The sequence below is a fragment of the Algibacter sp. L3A6 genome, assembly GCF_009796825.1.
Taxonomy (GTDB): Bacteria; Bacteroidota; Bacteroidia; order Flavobacteriales; family Flavobacteriaceae; genus Algibacter.
In genome coordinates this window covers 2,822,661-2,844,874 of record NZ_CP047030.1, presented here as the reverse complement: position 1 = coordinate 2,844,874, position 22,214 = coordinate 2,822,661, and the positions used below count along the sequence as shown (strand labels likewise).

Genomic DNA, 22,214 nt, shown 5'->3' with positions numbered 1-22,214 from the left:
AAACAAATACAGAGTGTAATTATTTTTAAATCCTTTTTATAGATATAAAAAAAGTATCACGCTAAACCTTTAATTAGCTACTAAACTCCCCCACTCTGTCCAAGAACCATCGTAAACCGATAGATTGTTATATCCAGAAATATCGGCCGCTAAAGCCAAAACACATGCTGTTAAACCAGATCCGCACGAAAATATAATATCATCATTTTTATCGGCTAACATATAAAAAGCTTTTTCTAGCTCTACTTGAGGTTTTAAAACACCGTCCGTTAATAAATCGGTAAAAGGTAAATTAACAGAATTAGGAATGGTCCCCATACGCAAACCTTCGCGAGGTTCTGGTACTTCACAGTTAAATCGTCCGGCAGAACGTGCATCTATAATTGTATGTGTTTTATTTGCTGAAGCTACTTTTACATCATCAAAAAATTGCATGAATTTAGGTTGAAGGTTCGCGAAAAAACCGCCTATTGCACCTTCATAATTCGTCATAGATTCTGTGGCATAACCAGCATTTAACCACTCAGGAAAACCTCCATTTAAAACTGCAACGTTATTATAACCAAACGCCTTAAATAACCACCAAACACGTGCGCTCGAGTAAATTCCCTTATCATCATAAACTACAATGGCACTATTGTTATTTACACCTAAATTCCGAGCTTCTCTTTGAAACTGTTCTTCCGAAGGAAAAGCACTAGGAAACGGATTCGAAACATCGCTAAATTTCTTTTTAATATCGAAAAGTCTTGTTCCTGGTATTTGTTTTTGAGAAGCATTAAAAACTTTATTTATGGTACCATCTAAAATAATAAGATTTTCATTGTTTAAATGCTCTTGAAGCCATTTTACAGAAACAATTGGTGTTGGTAAACTAATAGAAGTGCTCATGTTGATTTTGTGGTTTAATCAAATATAAAGAAATAAGTTGTTTTCTACATATATCTGTAATGTCCAATAATTTTAAAATCAAAAAGACAGTCTTCTAAAACTTGTCCGCTACCAATATTATGAACAATTAAATTACGTTTTCCGTCTGTAGATTTTTTATCGACAACTATACCTATATGTGTTATTGCACCTCCCAAATTCCAACACACTACATCTCCAGGTAAATAATCTTTAACCTGCTCGGTGATTGCTTTTTCGGCGCCTTGCCTTTTAAAATATGTCATTAAATTAGGAACTCTTCGGTGATCAATATTTTTATCAGTTCTTTTAAGTCCCCAAATTTTAGGATAAGCACTAAAATTAGCTTTCATATCCTCATGCACATTTTTCTGCAAGTCTATTCCCATTTTTCTATACGCACGAATAACAACATCTGTACAAACTCCTTTATCGCTTGGCACATCGCCATTTGGATAATCTATTGAAAAATAGCTAGGATCGTAAACCACGTTTTGTTGTGTTAACTCAAGAGCACAATCTGATAATTGAAAATTAGTACTTTCTGTTTGCGAAAAACAAAAATTGAGGTTAAATAATAATAATATTAAAATAAATACTTTTCTCATAGAAAACCTGCTTATTTAAACTCCTTTTTTCGCTTGAAATAACACTATAAGTTATCTGAATTAATTCATGGCTGGATCGGACCTTAATACTCCAGAATTTGTATGAATATTACCTACTTCTGTAATTACGGCCCCTTCTGGACCTGCCATTTGCCAATGAGCAGACTCTACAAGTGCTAACGAATCGAAACCACCTTCATTTAATTCTACAATATGGTTTGCTGTTACCTTACCGTCCCAATGTGTTTTTGGAACTACAACTTGAGGAAATTGATCGCGGTTATTCTCGCCTACACCTGCTACATAACTTTTACCGTGCCTAATAAGCCAACCTTCCATTTTAGCTGGATTGTTTTCTGCTGCAAAATGCATGTGCTCTCCTAACATTTGACCCGGTAATAAAAAGATATCCATTAACATATATCGGTCGTCTTCATTATTAACAAACATAACAGAAGCTAAACCTAAGTGGGCATAATCGCCTTTGTTATAATCGGTAAGCCAAATTTTTTCGCGAAGTCCATCAAACACAGGATAATTATGATATTCTAACATTTCGATTAAAGCATCTTTCGCCTTTTCTTCTAAAAACTTACCATCCTTATCGTAAAATTGTTCGTTGGTAAACTTTAATTCCGTTTTAACAACTTCCTTAGTGTTTACCATTGGCTTTTTTTCTGCTTTATTATTACAACTTGTAAATAATACAAACATTAATAAAGCGTTTATAAGAATTATTCGTTTTTCCATAAATTACTTTTTATTTAAATTTTTATGTTTTTTTATTTTACATCCGCATAATTATCATCCCATTCTTGAGGTTTTGGATCGTGAAGTTTACCTAAAGATTTCGCCACAATCATAGCCACAGTAGCATCACCTGTTACGTTTACAACGGTTCTACACATATCTAAAGGTCTATCTACTGCAAAAATTAAGGCTAAACCAATTGGTAGTAATTCGGCAGGAAACCCAATAGATTCTAGCACAATTACAAGCATTACAATACCTGCACTTGGTACAGCTGCACTACCAATAGAGGCTAACAACGCCGTACCGATAATAACTAATTGATTGGTAAATGTTAAACCTTCTGGCCAAACTACTTGCATAATAAATACCGCTGCAATACCTTGGTATAAACTGGTACCATCCATATTTACTGTAGCTCCAACAGGTAGTACAAATCCGGCAACTTCACCATCTACTCCCAAATGTTCTTCTACACGTTCCATAGTTACAGGTAATGTTGCCGCACTACTACTTGTTGAAAATGCTAATAATTGTGCTGGGCTAATTTGCTTTAAAAACCACATTGGCGATTTTTTAGTATACACAGCAACCAAAATTAAATAAACACCTATCATTAAAACAAGACCTATAAATACACATAAAGCGTATAATAGTAATTTTAAGAGTATCTCAGTATCATCGAAAGCTATAATTACATTTGCCATTAATGCAAACACAGCATAAGGTGCAGAAAGCATAATTAAGTCGACCATTTTCATGACCACATCATTTAAAGAATTAAAAAAACCTGTTAATGGTTTTGCTTTTTCTTCTCCAATTAATAACAAACAGATACCAAAAAAAAGTGCAAAAAATATAATTTGCAACATGGAAGCTTCTACAAAAGATTGAAAAATATTACTTGGAAAAATATCTACCAAAGCTTGTAACGGCCCAGCATTTGTTCTCGCCGATGCTTCGCTAATTTTATCGGCTATACCGGTATCATTAGCGTAACGTAATTTAATTTTCTCAATAGTTTCTTCTGGCATTCCAACTCCTGGCTTTACTGTATTTACTAAAGCCAAACCTATAGCAATAGCAATTACGGTAGTCCCCATATATATTCCAAGGGTACGTAAACCCATGTTTTTTATTTTAGAGATATCTTTTAAATCGGTAATTCCTTTTATCAAAGACGCCAATATTAAAGGTACTGCAATAAGTTTTAGAAGATTAATGAATATTTTTCCAAAAGGAGCAACCCAATTTCCAACAAAGCCTCGGCCTCCGTCTATACTATTCATTATAAAACCAAAAATGATTCCGAGAATCATTCCTATAATAATCTTCCAGTGCATTGCAAGTTTTTTCATATGTTTTAGGATACTTTTTAAGTCTTTAAAATTTGACACAATATAAGTATTTTTGGTATGAAAAAAAGCAGATTACCTATGAGTTTACTGCAAAAAATTGAAGATAAATTAGATTTTTAATTACAAATACGATTATTTGCACACAATAAATGAATAAAAAGTGGCTTAAATTGATTTTTTAATAATTAAATCTAGGTGTTTTTTAGGTAAAACAAAACCTTCTTGAAGTCTATAAATTGGCAGATAGGTTTAGCCCCGATTGCAGCGGCATCCTTTTTATGTGCCTAATATTTAAGTTATTAAACAAGGAAACAACCACAGATTAAACTATAACTTTTTAAATACAGATTATGTTTCTGCACATAAAAAGATATAGCGGAAAGCGGGAAATAGCTTCTAAAAAATATCTTAGTTGTAAAGCTTATTAATTAATTGAAAATCGGCTATTACAAGTGCAGCCATCGCTTCTACAATAGGTACGGCGCGTGGCACAACACATGGATCGTGACGTCCTTTACCTTGCATTTCTACATAATTTCCATCTTTATCAATGGTTTCGTATTTTTGAATTAGGGTGGCTACAGGTTTAAACGCAACACTGAAATAAATATCCATACCGTTGCTTATTCCGCCTTGAATTCCGCCGGAATAATTTGTTTTTGTAGTACCATCACTATTAAAAGCATCGTTATGATCGCTTCCATACATGGTGCTTCCATGAAATCCGCTACCATATTCAAAACCTTTTACAGCGTTGATGGATAGCATGGATTTACCAAGTTCGGCGTGTAATTTATCGAAAACCGGCTCGCCTAAACCAACAGGCACATTTTTGATAACACAGCTAACAATACCACCAACGGTATCACCTTTTCCGCGAACTTCCTTGATGTACGTTTCCATTTTTACCGCCATCTCTTGATCTGGGCAACGTACTATGTTAGATTCTACTAAACTTAAGTCTAATTGGTTGTATGGCTTCTCTAACTTCATGGTACCAACACCAGAAACATATGCCGTAATTTCAATACCTTTTAGCATTTGTTTAGCAATGGCTCCTGCCACTACACGACATGCTGTTTCGCGTGCCGAGCTACGTCCTCCACCACGATAATCGCGAACACCGTATTTTTTATCGTAAGTATAATCGGCGTGGCTTGGTCTATAACTATCTTTTATATGACTGTAATCGTGAGATTTTTGGTTGGTATTTTCTATTACAAAACCAATAGAAGTTCCGGTGGTTACACCCTCAAAAATACCAGAATGAAACTTTACAGTATCTGGCTCTTTACGTTGGGTAACAATAGCAGATTGTCCTGGTTTTCTTCGGTTTAATTCGTTTTGAATTTCGTCTAAATCTAACTCAATTCCTGATGGACAACCATCTATAACACCGCCTAATGCTGGGCCATGAGATTCGCCATAAGTTGATAAAGTAAATAGTTTTCCGAAGGAGTTACCTGCCATGATTTATTTTTTTGGCTAAAATAAACTATAGTCATGAATTTGACGAATTTAGTTGCATAAAATGTTTAACTCAGCACGATTTTTGGCTAATTATTATGCATTTGCTCTTTTGCTTATTTAAATGTGAAAACTAAGTTTATTTCGGCTAATTTATTTGAAAAGATCTTTGGTTAAAAATATCTCGTATGTATGCGGATCTATTGTCTTATTTGCTACAAATAGCCTTTAAAACGTAACATTGAATTAACAATTAACTTATAATTAGTTAATTATATGGTAAAGATTAAATAATACAACTCTGACCCAAATATTAGAAATTTACATTGAATAACACCCCATAATTTTGAAAATAAAACGTAAAATAGAAATTGCTGTAATATCTGATGTGCATTTAGGAACCTATGGTTGCCATGCTAAACATTTACTCACGTATTTAAATAGTATTGAGCCTAAAAAGCTTATTTTAAATGGTGATATTATTGATATATGGCAGTTTAGTAAACGTTATTTTCCGAAGTCGCACCTAAAGGTTATTAAGAAAATAATGACCATGGCTTCTAACGGTGTGGAAGTGATTTACATTACCGGGAACCATGATGAAATGCTTCGAAAATTTAGTGATACCACTATTGGAAACATTTCTATTGTGGACAAAATAGTTTTAGATTTAGATGGATTGAAAGCTTGGTTTTTTCATGGTGATGTTTTTGATGTCTCCATACAAAACGCCAAATGGTTGGCAAAACTTGGTGGTTATGGATACGACTTGCTAACCCTAATTAATCGCGGTGTAAATTGGTATTTAGATAAACGCGGAAAGGAACGTTACTCGCTTTCTAAAAAAGTAAAAAACGGTGTTAAAGGTGCCGTAAAATATATAAACGACTACGAAAAAGTAATAGCGGAACTGGCTATTGAAAAAGGTTATGATTATGTAGTTTGTGGCCATATACACCAACCCAAAATGGAGTATATTGAAAACAAACACGGCAGAACCATGTATTTAAACTCTGGTGATTGGGTAGAAAACTTTACCGCTCTAGAATACCAATTTAAACGTTGGAAAATTTACAACTTTAGTAAAGACAAATTAGCACCTTTTATTGTTGATGAGGATTTTGAGGAAATGAAAATTAACGATTTAATTGCTGCTATTACCATTGTAGATCGCGCTGAAAAGAAATCAAAAAAGTAATTTTTATATAATTTTACAGTTCAGCATTAAAATTCTACGGTTCGGTAAACTGTATTATAGAATATTCTGGTTATGTTAGATATTTGAAGTGTTAATCAAATAAAACAACACACTTATGAAAACTTTATCTTTTATCTTCGTTCTACTTTTTTCAATCACTTTTGCAACATCTCAAAACATTGAAAACACACAAAACATTACCGTTAAAATAGACAAACTCTCATCTAGTAATGGCCACGTTATTTTAACGCTACACAATGCAGATACTTTTATGAAGGCCGAGGGTGTAAAAACTATAAAAGCAGAAATTAATGATGGTAAAATTGATGTTAAATTCGAAAATATTGCTTCTGGAACTTACGCTATTTTAGTGCTTCATGATGCCAACGATAATAACAAAATGGATTTTGAAGATACAGGAAGACCTAAAGAGGCTTATGGCACATCTAACAACCCGATGAGTTATGGACCTCCACAATTTTCGAATGCTAAATTTGAAGTTGCAAATGAAGATGTAGAAATGAACATTATACTATAAAAATCTCTATACTAAACAAAAAAAAGGCGACCCAATTGGGTCGCCTTTTTGCTATTAATCTGTAGGTTTATTTTTAAACTGTTTCGTTCAACCAAGCTTTCATCATCCAAACTGTTTTTTCTTGTTCGGTAATAAAATCACTCATCATAGAACCTGTTCCTTCATCGCTAGCATCGCCAGCTTTTCCTAATATTTCACGTTCAATTTTTAATAATTGAGCTAAAGAATCTACAATTAACCTTACAGCTAAATCATCTTGAGAAATATTTTTACCAACAGGTACTTGTGCCTTTGCTGCATAATCTTCAAAAGTATGTAATGGTGTATCTCCTAAAGTTAAAATACGCTCTGCAATTTCGTCTACCTTGGTATTAGCATCGGTATACAATTCTTCGAATTTAACGTGTAAATCAAAAAAACGTTTTCCTTTAATATTCCAGTGAATACCTCTTAAATTTTGATAATATATTTGAAAATTAGCTAAAAGATGATTCAAATCTGTTGCTATTTCTTGCGTTTTTATGGTATCTAAACCTATTGTATTTAAAGTCATTACGATGTGTTTTTTATGTTCATACAAATTTAAGCCATAAAAAAACCTTTTTAGCATAAGTTTTATTGATAGTTTTTATATTTTTATAGTCAAAATTGATTCTTATGACAATTACCCAATTATCTTATGTTTTGGCTGTTGCCGAAAACCAGAACTTCACTAAAGCTGCCGAAAAGTGCTTTGTTACGCAGCCTACTTTAAGTATGCAAATTCAGAAATTAGAAGATCAACTCGATATTTTAATTTTCGATCGAAGTAAAAAACCTATTGAACTTACCGATGTTGGGCGAAAAATTGTAACGCAAGCTAGAAATATTGTAAACGAATCTTACAGAATTCAAGATATTGTAGATCAACAAAAAGGTTTTATTGGTGGTGAATTTAAATTAGGGATTATACCAACGGTAATGCCTACTCTACTACCTATGTTTTTGAAAAATTTCATAAAGAAACACCCAAAGGTGAAACTTAAAATTGAAGAATTAACTACAGAAGAAATAATGACTCGTATAAAAGATGGTCATTTAGATGCTGCCATTGCCGCAACTCCTTTAGAGGATGAAAACATAAAAGAGCGTGTACTCTATTTTGAGCCTTTTGTAAGCTATATTCCCAAAAGCCATAGATTGCATAAAAACAAAACAATTGATGTATCAGATTTAGATGTCGATGATATGCTGCTTCTAGAAGATGGCCACTGTTTTAGAGATGGTGTGATAAACTTATGTAAAGCGTTTAAAAATCAAACCGATGAAACGTTTCAACTAGAAAGTGGAAGCATTGAAACTTTAATTAGACTATCTAATGAAGGTTTAGGCATGACGCTTCTACCCTATTTACATACCCTAGAAATTAACGAAAAAGAAAAAGAGAATCTACGCCATTTCAACGAGCCATCTCCTGCTCGTGAAGTGAGTTTGATTTACCATAAAAGCGAGTTAAAAATGCAGATTATCGAAGCTTTACAAGATGTTATTTCCGGTGTGGTTCGTGGAGCGATTGCTTTCCAAAATGTAAAAATTATTAGCCCATTACCGAAATAGAAACTATTCCGATAAGGTTTATATAAAATAAAAAGATTCACAGAGGTTTAATTTCTCTGTGAATCTTTTTTTGTTAGCAAACACTTGGTTTAACTATCTTTTTAATAAAATCTATTAAAGCGCAAAGTTGACGTAAATAGAAAAACGGTTTTTAGATTTCACATTTCCGCCAAATAAATCTTGATTTAATGGTGTAGTATAATTTGCTCCGAAAATAAATTTTTCAATAGCAAACTCAGACCCTATAGTACCACTTAATATCTTTCCATCGGTATCTGCTAAGGTTTCACCGTACTGCGTAATTTTATCGTAAACATCACCAGACACGCCTATAAATGGCATAATATTATAAGTTTCCTTAGGAAAGGTTGTGAACAAATTAGCCGAATAACTAAACTGATTTCCGAATTGATAATCGTTTTTATTTTCGCCTTTCACATAATACGTCATAAGCGTATTCACTCCAAATTTATTGGTTCCATAACTATAGCCAACAGCAAAAACACCATCTACGCTACCGGTACCAACCTGAAAACCAGGATTAACATTATCTGCTAAAGCTTCTTCAAACTTACCAGTAGGTAGTTTTGCGCCAACACCAAATTGTAACGAATGTCCCGAAGCTATACGCTCGGTATTAAAGGTTAGGGAGTCGCTTTCTTTTTTATAGAACTGTAATTTATACCAGCCCATAACACTGCTGTCTCCCAAACCGTTTAGGTTTTCATTATTCCCTTCGGAATATTCTCTATTTAAATCTTGATAAGGCACATTCACACTCACATAAAAAGCGTCATTTATTGGTAATTGCGCCCATAATTGATACGTATTAAAGGTTTCTTTCGTTATCGGAGAGTTAGAAAAAATTCCATCTTTAGATTCGAAGTTTTGATAGATATAACGGATGCCAACAAAATTAGCATTGCTTAATGTACCAAAACCAAAACTACCTGAACTAGTAGAACAACCACACAAATCGCACATAACGCTTAATGGTTCAAAAACATGTTCATGAACACCAAATGGCGGATCTATCTCGTTTGCCTCCATTGCCACTATGTTTAACATAAAAGCAACCACAAGAACGCTTGTTTTTTTAATATTCTGAAAATCGATCATCGGTTAAAAATTCGTTATCTGTTAATGTATAAAGAAATGCTATTATGCTCTCTTTTTCGTAATCGGAAAGGGCGATACCCAAACTTCCATCTTCTCTAGTAAATACCTCATCTACATTACCATTATCGGTCATGCCAGAATCATAAAAATCTAAAACGGCTTCTAAAGTAGAAAAACGCCCATCGTGCATATATGGTAATGATAACTCTATGTTACGTAAACTCGGCACCTTGAATTTGTATAAATCGGTTGGATCTTCAAAAATAACATAACGTCCTTTATCATCAAGCTTCGGATTTATTGACAAGCCATTGTTGCGGTAACTATGGTCCGTAAATAAATCGGTAGCATGACAGGTTGCACATTTATTTTGAAAAGTATTTAAACCATCTAATTCAATTTCGGTTAGCACCACACCGTCTTCACTTCTTACATATTTATCATATTTTGAGTTTGATGATACCATCATGAGCATAAATTGCGAAAGTGCTTTTAGCATGTTTTCGCTATTTATCTCACCATCTTCAAAAGCTTTTGGGAATTGTTTTTGATAATAAGCATCTGCACTAAGTTTACTTAATACATTGCTTAAGGTTTCTCCCATTTCAACCTCACTAGTTAATGGAATTATAGGTTGAAAATCTAGATGTGTTGCGGCTCCATCCCACATAAACTCCGATTGATACGCTAAATTTTGAATGGGTTGCGCATTACGCGTTCCAATACCTCCATTTACACCATGGCTTACCGTATGTTCGTGATGTGTAAAAGCAAAGGCTTGCTCATGGCAAAAGGCACACGGAATGGCATCGTTAGCCGATAATTTACCATCGTAAAACAAACTTTTCCCTAGCTCGAAACCTGCTTCCGTTACCGGGTTATTATCGAGATTATAAACCATTTCTGGGAAATTAGCCGGTTGATCTACATTTAAGTAAACCGGAATATAAACTTCTGTATCTGATGATTTGGAACAAGACATGACACTGACAGCTGCCCATGTAATAAGACCTATTTTTTTCATTTTAATAAGTGTTAAACCAGCGAAGTAAATGCTACTTCTTTGGTATTAATAAAGACACTCCTTTGTTTGGTAAAACAAATAAGTTTCCTCGGTAGATTGTACCGAGAAAATTATTATCTAAAAAAAATTAGTCGTTGTGCACGTGGTGTACAGAAAATATACCACTCATGTTTGTTGCAATAACACCTGTTGTAGTTTCATCGGTATGCACTTGCGCGTAACCATCATCGAAACTTACAGAAGTTGCACCATCAAAAACCTGAGCAATATCTGCTTTAATATGTACAGATGGCTCATTGCCGTCTCTTACTAATACTTCGTTTGGAAAAGTTAAGGTTGTTTCTTTGTAGTTATCTATAGCCGTACCAACGCTTCCCATGTGGATGTTTAATGCTGCATCAGTTTCTGTTTCAGAAGTATAAGTTCCATCGAATCTCATAAATCTATATCCAGTTGCCCAAGACCACATCATGCCTTCATCTTGTGCTGTAGTAAGGAAATCTCCTTGACCATCTGCTCCAGAAGCATAACGCTCTTGATCGATACCTATTCCAAAAGTTACTTGAGTATAATTTGCCGCATCTACATCTTCTAAAGTAATATAGATTTCGCCTGCATTGTTTCCGTTTGCTTCGCTTACAATAAAGATGTTATCTTCTGCTGGATATGTATAAACATTACCATCGCTATCTGTTAAGCTTACATTAGATATTAAATATTTTAATGTTTCTAATTGGTAAGTTTCACCGTTATCTTTAGTATAAGTTGTTCCAAAAATAAAATCTTGATCACCGACACCGTTATCGAATTTAAGGATTAAATCTCCTGTTTGACCTGTTAAATCTTCTGTATTATCATCGTCGTCTGATGAACATGAAGCGATAGTTACACATAGTAAAAGTGCGAATGTATATTTTAAAATTTTCATTAGTAATGGTATAAGTGTATAACAGCCTAATCGTCATTATTAGGACGGCTGCTAAATTATTGTAAAATTGATTTTAATAAGTATGTTTAAGGCTGGTTGGCCTTTTTAAGAAATCAAATTACACCATTGGTGGGCGAAAATGGTTATGCTCGTATAAATAAGCATAACTGCTATTGCAGATTGTATTTACCATTTTATTTAAAGGAATTTGAGTTTCCTTAAAATTGAAATTTTCGTTTTCTTGGAAGTATAAAGCAAATAAATACTCGGTTAATAGTACTACTGTTTTACTATCGTCTTGAGGATTGGTGTCCGTTTGTAATTGTTTTGCTAAATGACATTTACCGTTACAGGCGAGTTCTACTTTTTCTTTGTTGATACAAAAAACTTCGGTAATATAATCCACATTTATTTCGTAATAAGCCAAATAACTCAAATTATAGAGCGGCTTTATTACAAAGGTGATGAGCAATATGAATACAAAAATCTTTTTCAACCGTAATTTTCTAGTTTGGCAAATGTAAAAAAGTTTAGATTATTTTTATCAGAAAAACTTGCGTTAATTTAAAACTTTAACGGTTTTCTAATTTTAATAACTGAGTTTACCGATTGCCCTGCGTTAAGGATTGAACGGCCTGTTTGAGCTCCCCGACCAACGGAAGGGAGCGAGTAGTGAAAGCCTGCCGCTTACTGTGCCCTTAAAGCACAGTATGGGAAACGCCCTAATTTTTATTCCAAAAAAAAAGCGACCATTTGGCCGCTTTATAACTTAATGGTCTAGTAATACCATACATTGATTTAATTGTGGGTTTTGCTGAACGAGCGATTGTATGAAGATCCTAAGTTCTTCTATCTCGTAAGGTAATAGTCGGTTTAAGGCCTTTTTTACCTCTTTGCAAAACAACGATGTGTCGAAACTAACTTTATTAAGCACTGTTTTAGTGTACTCAAGCATTGCTCTTGCCATAATATTGGGTTGGGTTTAGGTTTGTAATAAAAAGTAGATTTATTCTATAAGCTTGGGATTATTAGATTATAAATTTAGTAAAAAAAATATCAATAAATATAATTTTAGATAACATTAACACATATAAAACTATTTGTTTATAATTATTTAACGCTCTAATTAAGAGTATGAGAATTTATGAGCGTTATTTTTTAGAAATATGCAAAAAGCTTAACAAACTCTGTGAACTCCCAGTTTGGGGCATAAAAAAAGAGCCTCGATTAACTGAGGCTCTTTTTAGATGATGTGGACTAAAATTTTATTTAACTAAAACTTTTTGTGTGTACATTTTATCATCACTTATCAGTCTTAAAATATAGGTTCCAGCTGCTTTATCTTTTAAAGATATTACAGAGTTTGAGACATCTAAAGTACCTTTAAGCACTTGCTCTCCAAGAAGATTATATAAATAGTAAACATAGTTACTGTCTGTATTAACTAATTTTACATTTAAAACACCGTTTGAAACTGGGTTTGGATATAAAACTGGTGCTTGAGAACTTAAATCGGTTACTTCGTCTGTTCCTAAAGTTACTAATGGCCCTGTACCTAGGCTTGCTTGCCAGCTACCTCTACCGTAAGTTGCTGCTCTAAGTATTCCTGTAGATTCGGTTGGATAAAAGATTTCTAAATCTTGAACGGCACATTTAGGTAAATCTGTTAAAAATGGTACTGCAGACTCTACTAAATTATCGATAGCATAAACGCCTAAATCGGCACCTATATAAACCTCATCGTAAAGGCTGTTTTTTCTATAAATCACTGTGTTCATTGGGATATTAGGCAATCCGTTTGATACGTTTACCCATGTTGCTCCTGCATCTGTACTTTTGTATACTTTTTCGCCATCTGAATATCCTGAAAACACCACCCAAACCTTAGATGCATCTGTATTAGAGATGGTTAAATCTTTTAATTTAGCATTTGCAACTGGTAAACCCGCAGAAATATCTACCCAGGTAGAACCTGTATTTATAGATTTTGAGATAATGTTCTCTTTAATTACATAGATTACATCGTTATCACTTGGAGCTATTTCAAAACTTAAAATATTTTTATCTACTGGACTTGGTGCAACTTCTCCTGTTTTGTTATGTGTAAACTGATTGTTTCCTGAAAACATATCTGTGCTTACATATAAATGCGGACGACCACCAATATAAATATTATCTACATTACCTGGGTCTTGCTCTATTGGACTAAACCATTCGCCTTCTGGCAAAGGCGTTGTCCAAGTAACATCTCTATAGTCAGCACCACCATCTGTAGATAAAAAGAAATCTCCATTGGTTGTAGAAGATACAATATAGTTATCGTTAGTTCTATCAATAAATCCATCTTCTCCATCACCACCACTTAATACAGACCAAGCTCCGTTTTTATGTAATAGTGAACCAATATCCTGTAAACCTGCGAAATAAAAATCTTCGGTTGTTTCAGATAATTCAATATTAGTTTGTTGCCCTACTGCAATGTTAGCAGTAAGATCTGTCCATGAAATACCATCGTCTGTACTTTTATAAATACCACCATCGCAAGTAGCGAATAACGTAGTTGTAGCCGTATCTCCAGGTAAATATTGAAGATATTGTACATCTGCATGCATATAAGCCTCTGGAGCATCACCTTGCCCTGGATGGTTTGGATCTGTACCTCTCCAATACGTAATACGTGTCCAGTTTAATCCACCATCTACAGATTGCCATTGGTTTACACCTCCAATTGTAATTTTATCTTCATTATTTGGAGACACTGCAATTGCTAAATCGTGGTTAGCTTGCCCACCTTCTGACGCTGCAGTTGGAGCCATATCTGAATGTAGAATATTTGGTGTAGATGCAGATGATTGTTTTGTAAATGTATCTCCACTATCTGTTGAACGATAAAACCCTTCAAAGCCTGAATCACTAGTTCTTCCAACAATAGCGTAAACATAATCACTATCAGCTTCTGTAACTGCTAATTCAATTCTCACAACACTATTAGGATCTGGTAAACTGCTTGAAGTATTTTCTACCCAAGTAACACCACCATCTGTAGATTTGTAAATTTTATCACTAGCTGCATAAAGAATATCCGAACTTCCTGGTTTGAATTCAATATCAAAAAAATCTGAAGTAGAGCTTGTAGGTACATCATTTGGAGCATTATAGCTTTCCCATCCATCTGATGTTCTAAATACACCACCATCGGTAGCTATCAACATTGTTTTTGAATCTTTTGGATCCATAACAATTTTTTTAATCTTATAATTATCTTGTGCTGTCCAAACTAAATCTGTTGTATTCCAGTTTGCTCCACCATCGGTAGATTTCATTACACCAATACTACGTCTATCACTACCTCTATCTCCGGTAGCTAAATACATAATATCTGTATTATCTGGATCTATAACTAAACCAGAACAGCCAATTATTGGTAAATAATCTGAATTTGTTGTCCAAGTCGTTCCTCCATCTGTAGTTTTCCAAAGCCCACCATCTGGAGCACCAACATACATTGTTGTAGTTGGGTTATTTGGATCGAAAGTCACAAAATTTAAACGACCAGAACCAGAATCGTATCCTGAAGCAATAAAGTTTTGATTTAAAGACACCCATTGAGAAGATGTTAATGTCGCCTTCATTTTACTATTAGCATTTCTAGCTAATTTATTGTTGTAACGTTGTTGCCATTCAATGAAGTTTGGATACGTATGAGATGGCAAAGACATATCTCCAGAGGGGTAAATTTTATCTGCAATTTGATTTTCCCAACGTTTAAATATTTTATAACCTTGCCCCTTTGCTGGAGCTTTATTTTCCCAGTACTTATTAAATTTTTCTTGAACATTGTAAAATGTTTCATTTTTACTAGATGCCATTTTCGCCCAACTTTTATCGTTTTGCCCAAACGATAAAATTGAAAAGCATACAGTTAATACAAATACGTAGAGTTTTCTCATTTCTTGATGAATTAATTAAGTTTAAATAAATATGTTTATTGTCCTGGTTAAGTAAATTATATAAGACTTAGTTTAGGCCTAAATAATTACTATACAAATATCTGTACACTCCCTTTAAATAAATAATTTTGAACTACTCAGGTACTACACACTTCAATAAATATCTATCATTGCAGAGATTACAGGTATAAAACTACCGCTATAGATAAAACAGTATTTAAAACAAAACAAAGAATAACATGTTACTATTTTCAAGAATAAAACAACCTTTTTTGAAAACAAAAAACGATTACCCAATGAAATAGGTAACCGCTTTTAGGACCAAAACATATCTATTAAATTTTAGTAATAGCTAACTCGTTTTTAATAGAAATATCTTAATTTATTCTCACCCTTACTTTTGCACATTAAAAACTCTAAATATTTATCGTTTTGCTAATCGAGAAAAAGTTTTCTCTCTATATATTTAAATAATAGAAGTATAATTAATGCACCAACAAATATATTAAAGACATTGTGGTTATTAATATTTTAGACTACTCAGGTACTACTTACCCTAGAAAAAAGTGTATTTTGAAGACTATAACTTTAACTTTCTACTTTTTTTAAACTCTTAAAAGAAATATTGAGATACTCTACTAATGTAAAATCACTTTTTTGAAGATCCATTTTTTTTGTAATACGATATCTTTTTCCTTCAACAGCCCTCGTGGAGCTATTTAAAAACACCGCGATTTCCTTACTTTTAAAACCTACAAACAAATAGTAGCATATTATAACTTCGGAATCGTTTAACTGTGGATATTCATTTTTTATTTGGGTGAAAAAATCGATATTAAACTCATTTACTAATTCTAAATGGTTTTCTGTTTTATCTAATAGCAACGACGAATCTAAATGAAGGTTTTTCAATAATTCCTTTATTTTTTTTCGCTGTGCATCTCCCGAGTCCATAGACGAGATAGACTTAATTTCCTTTTTAACCTCAACAATATAATCTTCTAAACCATGTACCTTTACTTTTAGTTTTTCGTGAGTCGATTTTAAATAGGTAAACTCATCGTTACTTTTTTCAAAGTTGTTAATTACCTTTTTAGTCTTCTTTTTATTTAACGTATAGAGTACAAAAAGTAAAATTAAGAGCACGGCTAAAGCTATAAGCCACTTAACAATGTGCCATTTTTTCTCTTGTTCGGCTCTAAGTTCTGTTTCTACATTTAATAATGAATCTCCAATGTTTATACTAGAATTCATTATTTCATCTAGCATTTTATGTTCAAAAACTTTTAAAGAATCTATATATTGAGTTTTAGCTTCGTGGTTCTCCTTTAAATCGTAATAATTAATTTTTAGATTGAAGTAGTTTCTTAAGTCATAATCGTTCATTGCGCGCTTTAGCAATTTAGATTGAGATATGTAATGAAACGTAGAGTCTACTTGCTTTTTTTCTAAATAAAAATCGGCTAAACCAATCTGTATCGTTGCCAAATGCGACTGATATAATGATTTAGAAAGCGTTGGGTTTCCTTCTAAAGATTTTAGAATATTGAAATATTTATGACTTTTACCAATATCTCCTAAATCAATATAATTGGAGCTTAACATAAAAAGCGCGTACATATAATAGTACGCATCATCTTTTATGCTTTTATAATTATCTAATTGCTCTAGAATAAGTTTATTACTTTTTTTAAAATTCCCACTAAAAAACTCAACATAAGCAGGCATTTGCATAACTTCTACTAAACCATTTTTATTTTCGCTTAGTTCATAGTACGTTTTGGCGTTATCTAAATATTTATAGGCGCTAGAATCTTTTTTAATTAAATAAGTATTATAAAAAAGCTCTAATGAAGCGGCACCGGCAGCGTCGTAATTTTTCTCTAACTCCGCATATTTTAAAGCTAACGTATAGTTTTGGTAGCGTTTAGCTGTCTCATTAAATTTATCGTTAATTAAAGCCTTTAGCTCGTAATAACAAGCCAAATGATTCTTTACATTTTTTTTTATAGGGCTAGGAATAGAATCTAAATACTCACGCGCTATTTTAGGGTTCTCGGAGAATGAATCGCTTGCCAATTCTAAAAACCTTAAATATTTATCTTCATGATTGTGCTGAGAAAAGACACTAAAAGCAACAAAGAAAGGGATTAATAATATAAACTTATTTAAGAATTTAAAATTCAAAATAATTAGAGGGGGTTAATTAGTTTATGCGTTGGTTGAACAAAAATAACTATTAAATAAAAAAAAGCTGTGTTAAAACACAGCTTTTTTAAACTCTTATATCTATTAAAAATTAAAATCTATTATCGCCATCTAATATATTACCAATACCGCCCAATATACTACCTTCTCCTTTTTGACTACCTCCGCTTTGTGGCGCCGATGCCAATACACGACCTGCTAACCTGCTGAATGGTAAAGACTGAACATAGACCGTCCCTGGACCTTGGAGTTTTGCAAAAAATAAACCTTCGCCTCCAAAAACCGTGTTTTTTATTCCTCCTATAAACTCGATATCGTAATTTATAGTTTGATCGAAACCAACAATACACCCCGTATCTACCCTAAGGATTTCTCCTGCTTTTAATTCTTTCTTCGCCATGGTTCCTCCGGCGTGCACAAAGGCCATACCATCACCTTCTAATTTTTGCATAATAAAACCTTCGCCTCCAAAAAGACCTCTTCCTAGTTTTTTAGAAAACTCTATACCTACGCTAACACCTTTAGCCGCACATAAAAACGCATCTTTCTGGCAGATAAATTTACCCCCAAATTCCGATAAATCTATTGGTATTATTTTTCCTGGGTATGGCGATGCAAACGATACATTACGTTTACCTACTAGATTATTATAAAAAGCAGTCATGAACAAGCTTTCCCCTGTTAATATACGTTTACCTGCACCTAAAATTTTACCAAGAAATCCTGAATCTTTTTGAGATCCATCGCCAAAAATAGTTTCCATTTTTATACCGTCGTCCATCATCATGAAACTACCGGCTTCGGCAATTACACCTTCTTCTGGATCTAGTTCTATTTCTACATATTGCATTTCTTCACCGTAGATTCTATAGTCAATTTCGTGTGCTGTCATTTTTAAAAGGTTTTATTTGATTAAAAATTAATTCATTTACTTGTTTGTTGCAGTAATTGTGAGTTTGTTACAGATTTAAAAAAAGTTTATTCGTGAAATGGCTTAATAGTTTTATTAAATCCCTTTCTAGAAAAAGTTTTATCTACAAGAGTAAACACTGAATACAGCGACTGAACACTGAGTACTGAATATTATCCCTTCACCTTTACACTCCATTGAAATTTAAAGGTAGATACCGCAACACCATCTTGGTTTACACCTACAGATTCCATCCAAAGGGTTTGCCCCTCGCCTGTTGCTATTGTTTTCTCTAAAGCTTCGTCTATTAAATGTCCGTCGTTACAAGTAAATGTAATACGCCCAGTAGCTTTTTTTGTAAAGGTTGCTGTTTGCGCAGTAACTAGCATAGATATACGTTTTCCTGAATCTTGGATTTTAGAAATCATTAAAGCACCTGTAGAAAACTCGGCTGCCATACCTTGTACTGCCCAAAACATAGACTTAAATGGGTTCTGGTTTATCCATTTATGTTTAACAGTTACCAAGCACTTATCTTTATCTATATGTTTTGTTCTAACGCCACACAAGAAGGCCGCAGGAAGCTTAAACATAGTGTAAGTATTTAGTTTTCTAGGTGTTAAAGTCATATTTATTTATTTTAGTTTTCACGAAGTTATGAAAAATTTTAACGTCGCGTATTTGTTAATTTTATGTTAAATTACAGTACTATGCGTTACAAAGTACCTTCTTTTAGACATATATTTGCATAAGAAACTATTATATGTTTTAATATTATGCCAGACAACCATCAAAAAAACATCGCAACTTTTATTCATTTATCGACATTTAGTCGGTTCTTTTTACCTTTCGGAAATTTTATTGGACCTATTATTTTATGGGCAGCCAATAAGGATAAATCGGATTTTATAGATTGCCATGGTAAGCAAGCTATTAATTTTCAAATTAGCATTTTGCTTTACGCTATAATCTTGGGTACGTTATCGGTTCCGTTTTTTATTTTCAAAATATTTAATGGTTTTGATTTTATAGATTTCAACGGATTCCAAAATTTCCATATCACTATTGGCAAACCTTCTGCTCTACTTTACATAGGTGGATTTCTAGGTGCGGTTGCTGTTATTGGTTTTATTATAGAACTCATTTGTATTGTAAATGCGAGCTTAAAGGCTAGAGATGGCAAGGTTTATAATTACCCGCTAACCATTCAGTTTTTGAAATAAACAAACCAATGATGTTAAAACAAAACCTAGCAAACATGCCCGCGTTAGGGACTGCAGTGAAAACCCCACAGGGCTCCCGATGGTAATCGGGTGCACGAGGACTTGTAACGGAAAGCCCGACCCTTTATCCTGAACTTTTTTCAGGATAAAGGGTAACGCCCAAAATAAAAAATTAAATTTCATCAATAATCAATCATCAAAATCAATCAAAAAATGAACAGTTTCACAAAATTAAAATGCTTTAGAATATGAAGATAGAAAACACAAAAGCACAAATGCGTAAAGGGGTATTAGAATTCTGCATACTCTCGGTTTTAAAAGACGAGGATGCTTATGTTGCCGAAATTCTAAGCACCTTAAAAGATGCAAAATTGCTGGTTGTGGAAGGTACCATTTATCCGTTGCTTACGCGACTTAAAAATGCGGGACTTTTAAACTACAGATGGGAAGAATCGACCTCTGGACCACCACGGAAATATTATGGCTTAACCGAAACAGGCAAGCTATTTTTAACAGAATTAGACACCACTTGGAGTGAATTACACCATGCAGTAACCATAGTAACTAGCCAAAAACCACCAAAAAAATGAATAAAACAGTAAATATAAATTTAGCAGGTATATTTTTTCATATTGATGAAGATGCTTACATAAAACTGCAACGTTACCTGGAGGCTATTAAACGTTCGTTTACAGACTCGCAAGGTCGATCGGAGATTATAGCTGATATTGAAGCGCGAATTGCCGAGCTTTTTAACGAACGCGTGCAAATGGACCGCCAAGTGATTAGAGTAAAAGAAGTGGACGAAGTAATCTCTATTATGGGCCAACCGGAAGATTATTTGGTGGACGATGAGATTTTTGAAGATGAACCGCAACCCACACCTAGAAGGAAAAAATCGAGTTCTAGAAAGTTATTTCGTGATACTAACAACTCTTATATCGGTGGCGTATCTGCTGGGTTAGCTCATTATTTAGGTATAGATGCTATTTGGATTCGTTTGGTCTGGGTTTTATTATTTTTTGGATTTGGAACAGGGATTCTACTTTATATTTTACTTTGGGTATTAGTACCTGAAGCTAAAACAACGGCAGAAAAAATAATGATGACTGGCGAACCGGTTAACATTAGTAACATTGAAAAAAAAATTAAAGACGGTTTTGAAAACGTATCGGAAACGGTGACGGATGTTGCTAAAAATGTTTCAGATTCGGTATCTAACGCGACAAAAAATATCGATTTCGAAAAACAAGGTAGTAGAATAAAATCGACTTCTAGATCGTTTTTTGAAGCTATTGGAGACATTATTATGTTCTTTTTTAAAGTGATTGCTAAATTTATTGGTGTACTCCTTATTTTTATTGGTGCCGCTGCTTTAATTGCCTTAATTATTGGCCTATTCTCGGTTGGTGTTGCCAACTTTGTGCACATACCTGGTTTAGATTTGGTGGATATTGTTAATGCTGGCGAAACACCTATTTGGTTTGTTTCTCTACTTACACTATTTGCTGTTGGTATTCCTTTCTTTTTCCTGTTCTATTTAGGCTTAAAAATTTTGGTAAACAACTTAAAATCTATTGGTAATGTTGCTAAATTCACCTTACTAGGGCTTTGGATTATATCTGTAATTGGTTTAATTGTTATTGGTATTCGCCAAGCTAGCGAGCATGCTTTTGATGAAACGTATATTGAAAAAACAGAACTACCCATTACAGCTATAGATACTCTAAGTATTAAAATGGTTGGTAACGATAATTTAAGTTCGAGCTTTTACCGCGACCACAGTGATTTTAAATTAGCTCATGATGATGAAGGGAATAAAATAATTTATTCTTCGGATATTGATATTAGAGTAAAATCTACCACAGATAGTGTAATTACAGTTGCTTTAGAAAAAAGTGCCGATGGCCGCGATTACCAGAAAGCAAGAACTCGTGCTAAAAATATTGATTACAACTTCGAGCTTAAAAACAATGTTTTGCTGCTAAACTCCTATTTTACAACCGATCCAAAAAACAAGTTTAGCGACCAAAAAGTAGATGTGGTTCTTTACATTCCGGAAAACATGGTTGTAAACTTTAAGAAAAACACAGAGCCTTTTATTTATTACAGAAATTATGATGGTAATATTATTAGAAGACAACATGTAAACCAAGATCTTAAAATTCTTGACAATGAAGTTGAATGTCTAGATTGTCCTGTTGAAGAAAATGAAGACATGGAAATTGAAATTAATATGCCTAACATTAAAATAAACGAGGATGGTATTGAAGTAAGATCTGACCAGAACCATTTAAAAATAAATGAAAATGGTATTAAAGCAGAATCGGACGAAGTTAAACTCAACATTGACAAAAACGGAATACATATTAACACAGAAGATTAATAATTGCAATGTTTTATATCAAAAGATTGCTAAACATCAATT

At 33.4% G+C, this 22,214-nt stretch carries 21 protein-coding genes; 6 read left to right on the top strand and 15 right to left on the bottom strand.

The window, feature by feature from the left end; translation table 11 throughout:
• Positions 1–69 precede the first annotated feature (69 nt).
• From GQR98_RS11985 to aroC, 5 genes are all read right to left on the bottom strand, one after another.
• Complete coding sequence (locus GQR98_RS11985; RefSeq protein WP_159019702.1) at positions 70–891, bottom strand: sulfurtransferase; 822 nt, start codon at positions 889–891, stop codon at positions 70–72.
• A gap of 44 nt (positions 892–935) precedes the next feature.
• Positions 936–1,517, bottom strand: a complete 582-nt coding sequence (locus GQR98_RS11980; RefSeq protein ID WP_159019701.1) for a DUF1287 domain-containing protein — start codon at positions 1,515–1,517, stop codon at positions 936–938.
• Positions 1,518–1,577: 60 nt separating this feature from the next.
• The gene (locus GQR98_RS11975) at positions 1,578–2,267 is read right to left on the bottom strand and encodes a hypothetical protein (protein WP_159019700.1); all 690 of its coding nucleotides are present in this window, start codon (positions 2,265–2,267) and stop codon (positions 1,578–1,580) included.
• Between the two features lie 32 nt (positions 2,268–2,299).
• The gene (locus tag GQR98_RS11970) at positions 2,300–3,625 is read right to left on the bottom strand and encodes a dicarboxylate/amino acid:cation symporter (protein WP_159019699.1); all 1,326 of its coding nucleotides are present in this window, start codon (positions 3,623–3,625) and stop codon (positions 2,300–2,302) included.
• Positions 3,626–4,033: 408 nt separating this feature from the next.
• A complete protein-coding gene (gene aroC / locus GQR98_RS11965) occupies positions 4,034–5,095 on the bottom strand; it encodes a chorismate synthase (protein ID WP_159019698.1) in 1,062 nt (353 codons plus the stop codon).
• A gap of 343 nt (positions 5,096–5,438) precedes the next feature.
• Between aroC and GQR98_RS11960 the strand changes: the two genes are divergently transcribed.
• Together GQR98_RS11960 and GQR98_RS11955 are read left to right on the top strand one after the other, a co-directional pair.
• Positions 5,439–6,290 carry a UDP-2,3-diacylglucosamine diphosphatase gene (locus GQR98_RS11960; protein ID WP_159019697.1) on the top strand — a complete coding sequence of 284 codons (852 nt, stop codon included), beginning with the start codon at positions 5,439–5,441 and terminating at the stop codon, positions 6,288–6,290.
• 115 nt (positions 6,291–6,405) lie between these two features.
• A complete protein-coding gene (locus GQR98_RS11955) occupies positions 6,406–6,828 on the top strand; it encodes a DUF2141 domain-containing protein (protein WP_159019696.1) in 423 nt (140 codons plus the stop codon).
• 73 nt (positions 6,829–6,901) lie between these two features.
• On the opposite strand, the gene GQR98_RS11950 is transcribed toward GQR98_RS11955, so the two are convergent.
• Positions 6,902–7,381 carry a Dps family protein gene (locus tag GQR98_RS11950; protein ID WP_159019695.1) on the bottom strand — a complete coding sequence of 160 codons (480 nt, stop codon included), beginning with the start codon at positions 7,379–7,381 and terminating at the stop codon, positions 6,902–6,904.
• 104 nt (positions 7,382–7,485) lie between these two features.
• On the opposite strand from GQR98_RS11950, the gene GQR98_RS11945 reads away from it, so the two are divergent.
• On the top strand, positions 7,486–8,424 hold the full coding sequence (locus tag GQR98_RS11945; protein WP_159019694.1) for a LysR substrate-binding domain-containing protein: 939 nt from the start codon (positions 7,486–7,488) through the stop codon (positions 8,422–8,424).
• Between the two features lie 114 nt (positions 8,425–8,538).
• On the opposite strand, the gene GQR98_RS11940 is transcribed toward GQR98_RS11945, so the two are convergent.
• From GQR98_RS11940 to GQR98_RS11900, 9 genes are all read right to left on the bottom strand, one after another.
• A complete protein-coding gene (locus tag GQR98_RS11940) occupies positions 8,539–9,474 on the bottom strand; it encodes a hypothetical protein (RefSeq protein WP_199270198.1) in 936 nt (311 codons plus the stop codon).
• Between the two features lie 46 nt (positions 9,475–9,520).
• On the bottom strand, positions 9,521–10,567 hold the full coding sequence (locus GQR98_RS11935; protein WP_159019693.1) for a cytochrome-c peroxidase: 1,047 nt from the start codon (positions 10,565–10,567) through the stop codon (positions 9,521–9,523).
• 127 nt (positions 10,568–10,694) lie between these two features.
• Positions 10,695–11,495, bottom strand: a complete 801-nt coding sequence (locus tag GQR98_RS11930) for an MbnP family protein (protein ID WP_159019692.1) — start codon at positions 11,493–11,495, stop codon at positions 10,695–10,697.
• Positions 11,496–11,613: 118 nt separating this feature from the next.
• Positions 11,614–11,922, bottom strand: coding sequence for a hypothetical protein (locus GQR98_RS11925; RefSeq protein ID WP_159019691.1), 309 nt, complete (start codon positions 11,920–11,922; stop codon positions 11,614–11,616).
• A gap of 342 nt (positions 11,923–12,264) precedes the next feature.
• Positions 12,265–12,462: a hypothetical protein gene (locus tag GQR98_RS19150; RefSeq protein WP_159019690.1), complete on the bottom strand. Its 198-nt coding sequence runs from the start codon at positions 12,460–12,462 to the stop codon at positions 12,265–12,267.
• A gap of 298 nt (positions 12,463–12,760) precedes the next feature.
• Positions 12,761–15,445: a T9SS type A sorting domain-containing protein gene (locus GQR98_RS11915; RefSeq protein WP_159019689.1), complete on the bottom strand. Its 2,685-nt coding sequence runs from the start codon at positions 15,443–15,445 to the stop codon at positions 12,761–12,763.
• A gap of 588 nt (positions 15,446–16,033) precedes the next feature.
• Complete coding sequence (locus tag GQR98_RS11910; protein WP_159019688.1) at positions 16,034–17,632, bottom strand: helix-turn-helix transcriptional regulator; 1,599 nt, start codon at positions 17,630–17,632, stop codon at positions 16,034–16,036.
• Positions 17,633–17,744: 112 nt separating this feature from the next.
• Complete coding sequence (locus tag GQR98_RS11905) at positions 17,745–18,545, bottom strand: TIGR00266 family protein (protein ID WP_159019687.1); 801 nt, start codon at positions 18,543–18,545, stop codon at positions 17,745–17,747.
• A 191-nt stretch (positions 18,546–18,736) separates the two neighbouring features.
• Positions 18,737–19,192 carry a DUF4442 domain-containing protein gene (locus GQR98_RS11900; protein ID WP_159019686.1) on the bottom strand — a complete coding sequence of 152 codons (456 nt, stop codon included), beginning with the start codon at positions 19,190–19,192 and terminating at the stop codon, positions 18,737–18,739.
• Between the two features lie 147 nt (positions 19,193–19,339).
• Between GQR98_RS11900 and GQR98_RS11895 the strand changes: the two genes are divergently transcribed.
• From GQR98_RS11895 to GQR98_RS11885, 3 genes are all read left to right on the top strand, one after another.
• The gene (locus GQR98_RS11895; protein WP_159019685.1) at positions 19,340–19,786 is read left to right on the top strand and encodes a DUF4870 domain-containing protein; all 447 of its coding nucleotides are present in this window, start codon (positions 19,340–19,342) and stop codon (positions 19,784–19,786) included.
• 248 nt (positions 19,787–20,034) lie between these two features.
• Positions 20,035–20,376, top strand: a complete 342-nt coding sequence (locus tag GQR98_RS11890) for a PadR family transcriptional regulator (RefSeq protein WP_159019684.1) — start codon at positions 20,035–20,037, stop codon at positions 20,374–20,376.
• Entirely contained in the window at positions 20,373–22,172 is a 1,800-nt protein-coding gene (locus GQR98_RS11885) for a PspC domain-containing protein (RefSeq protein ID WP_159019683.1), read from the top strand. Before GQR98_RS11890 ends, GQR98_RS11885 begins: the two co-directional genes overlap by 4 nt.
• Positions 22,173–22,214: the final 42 nt, after the last annotated feature.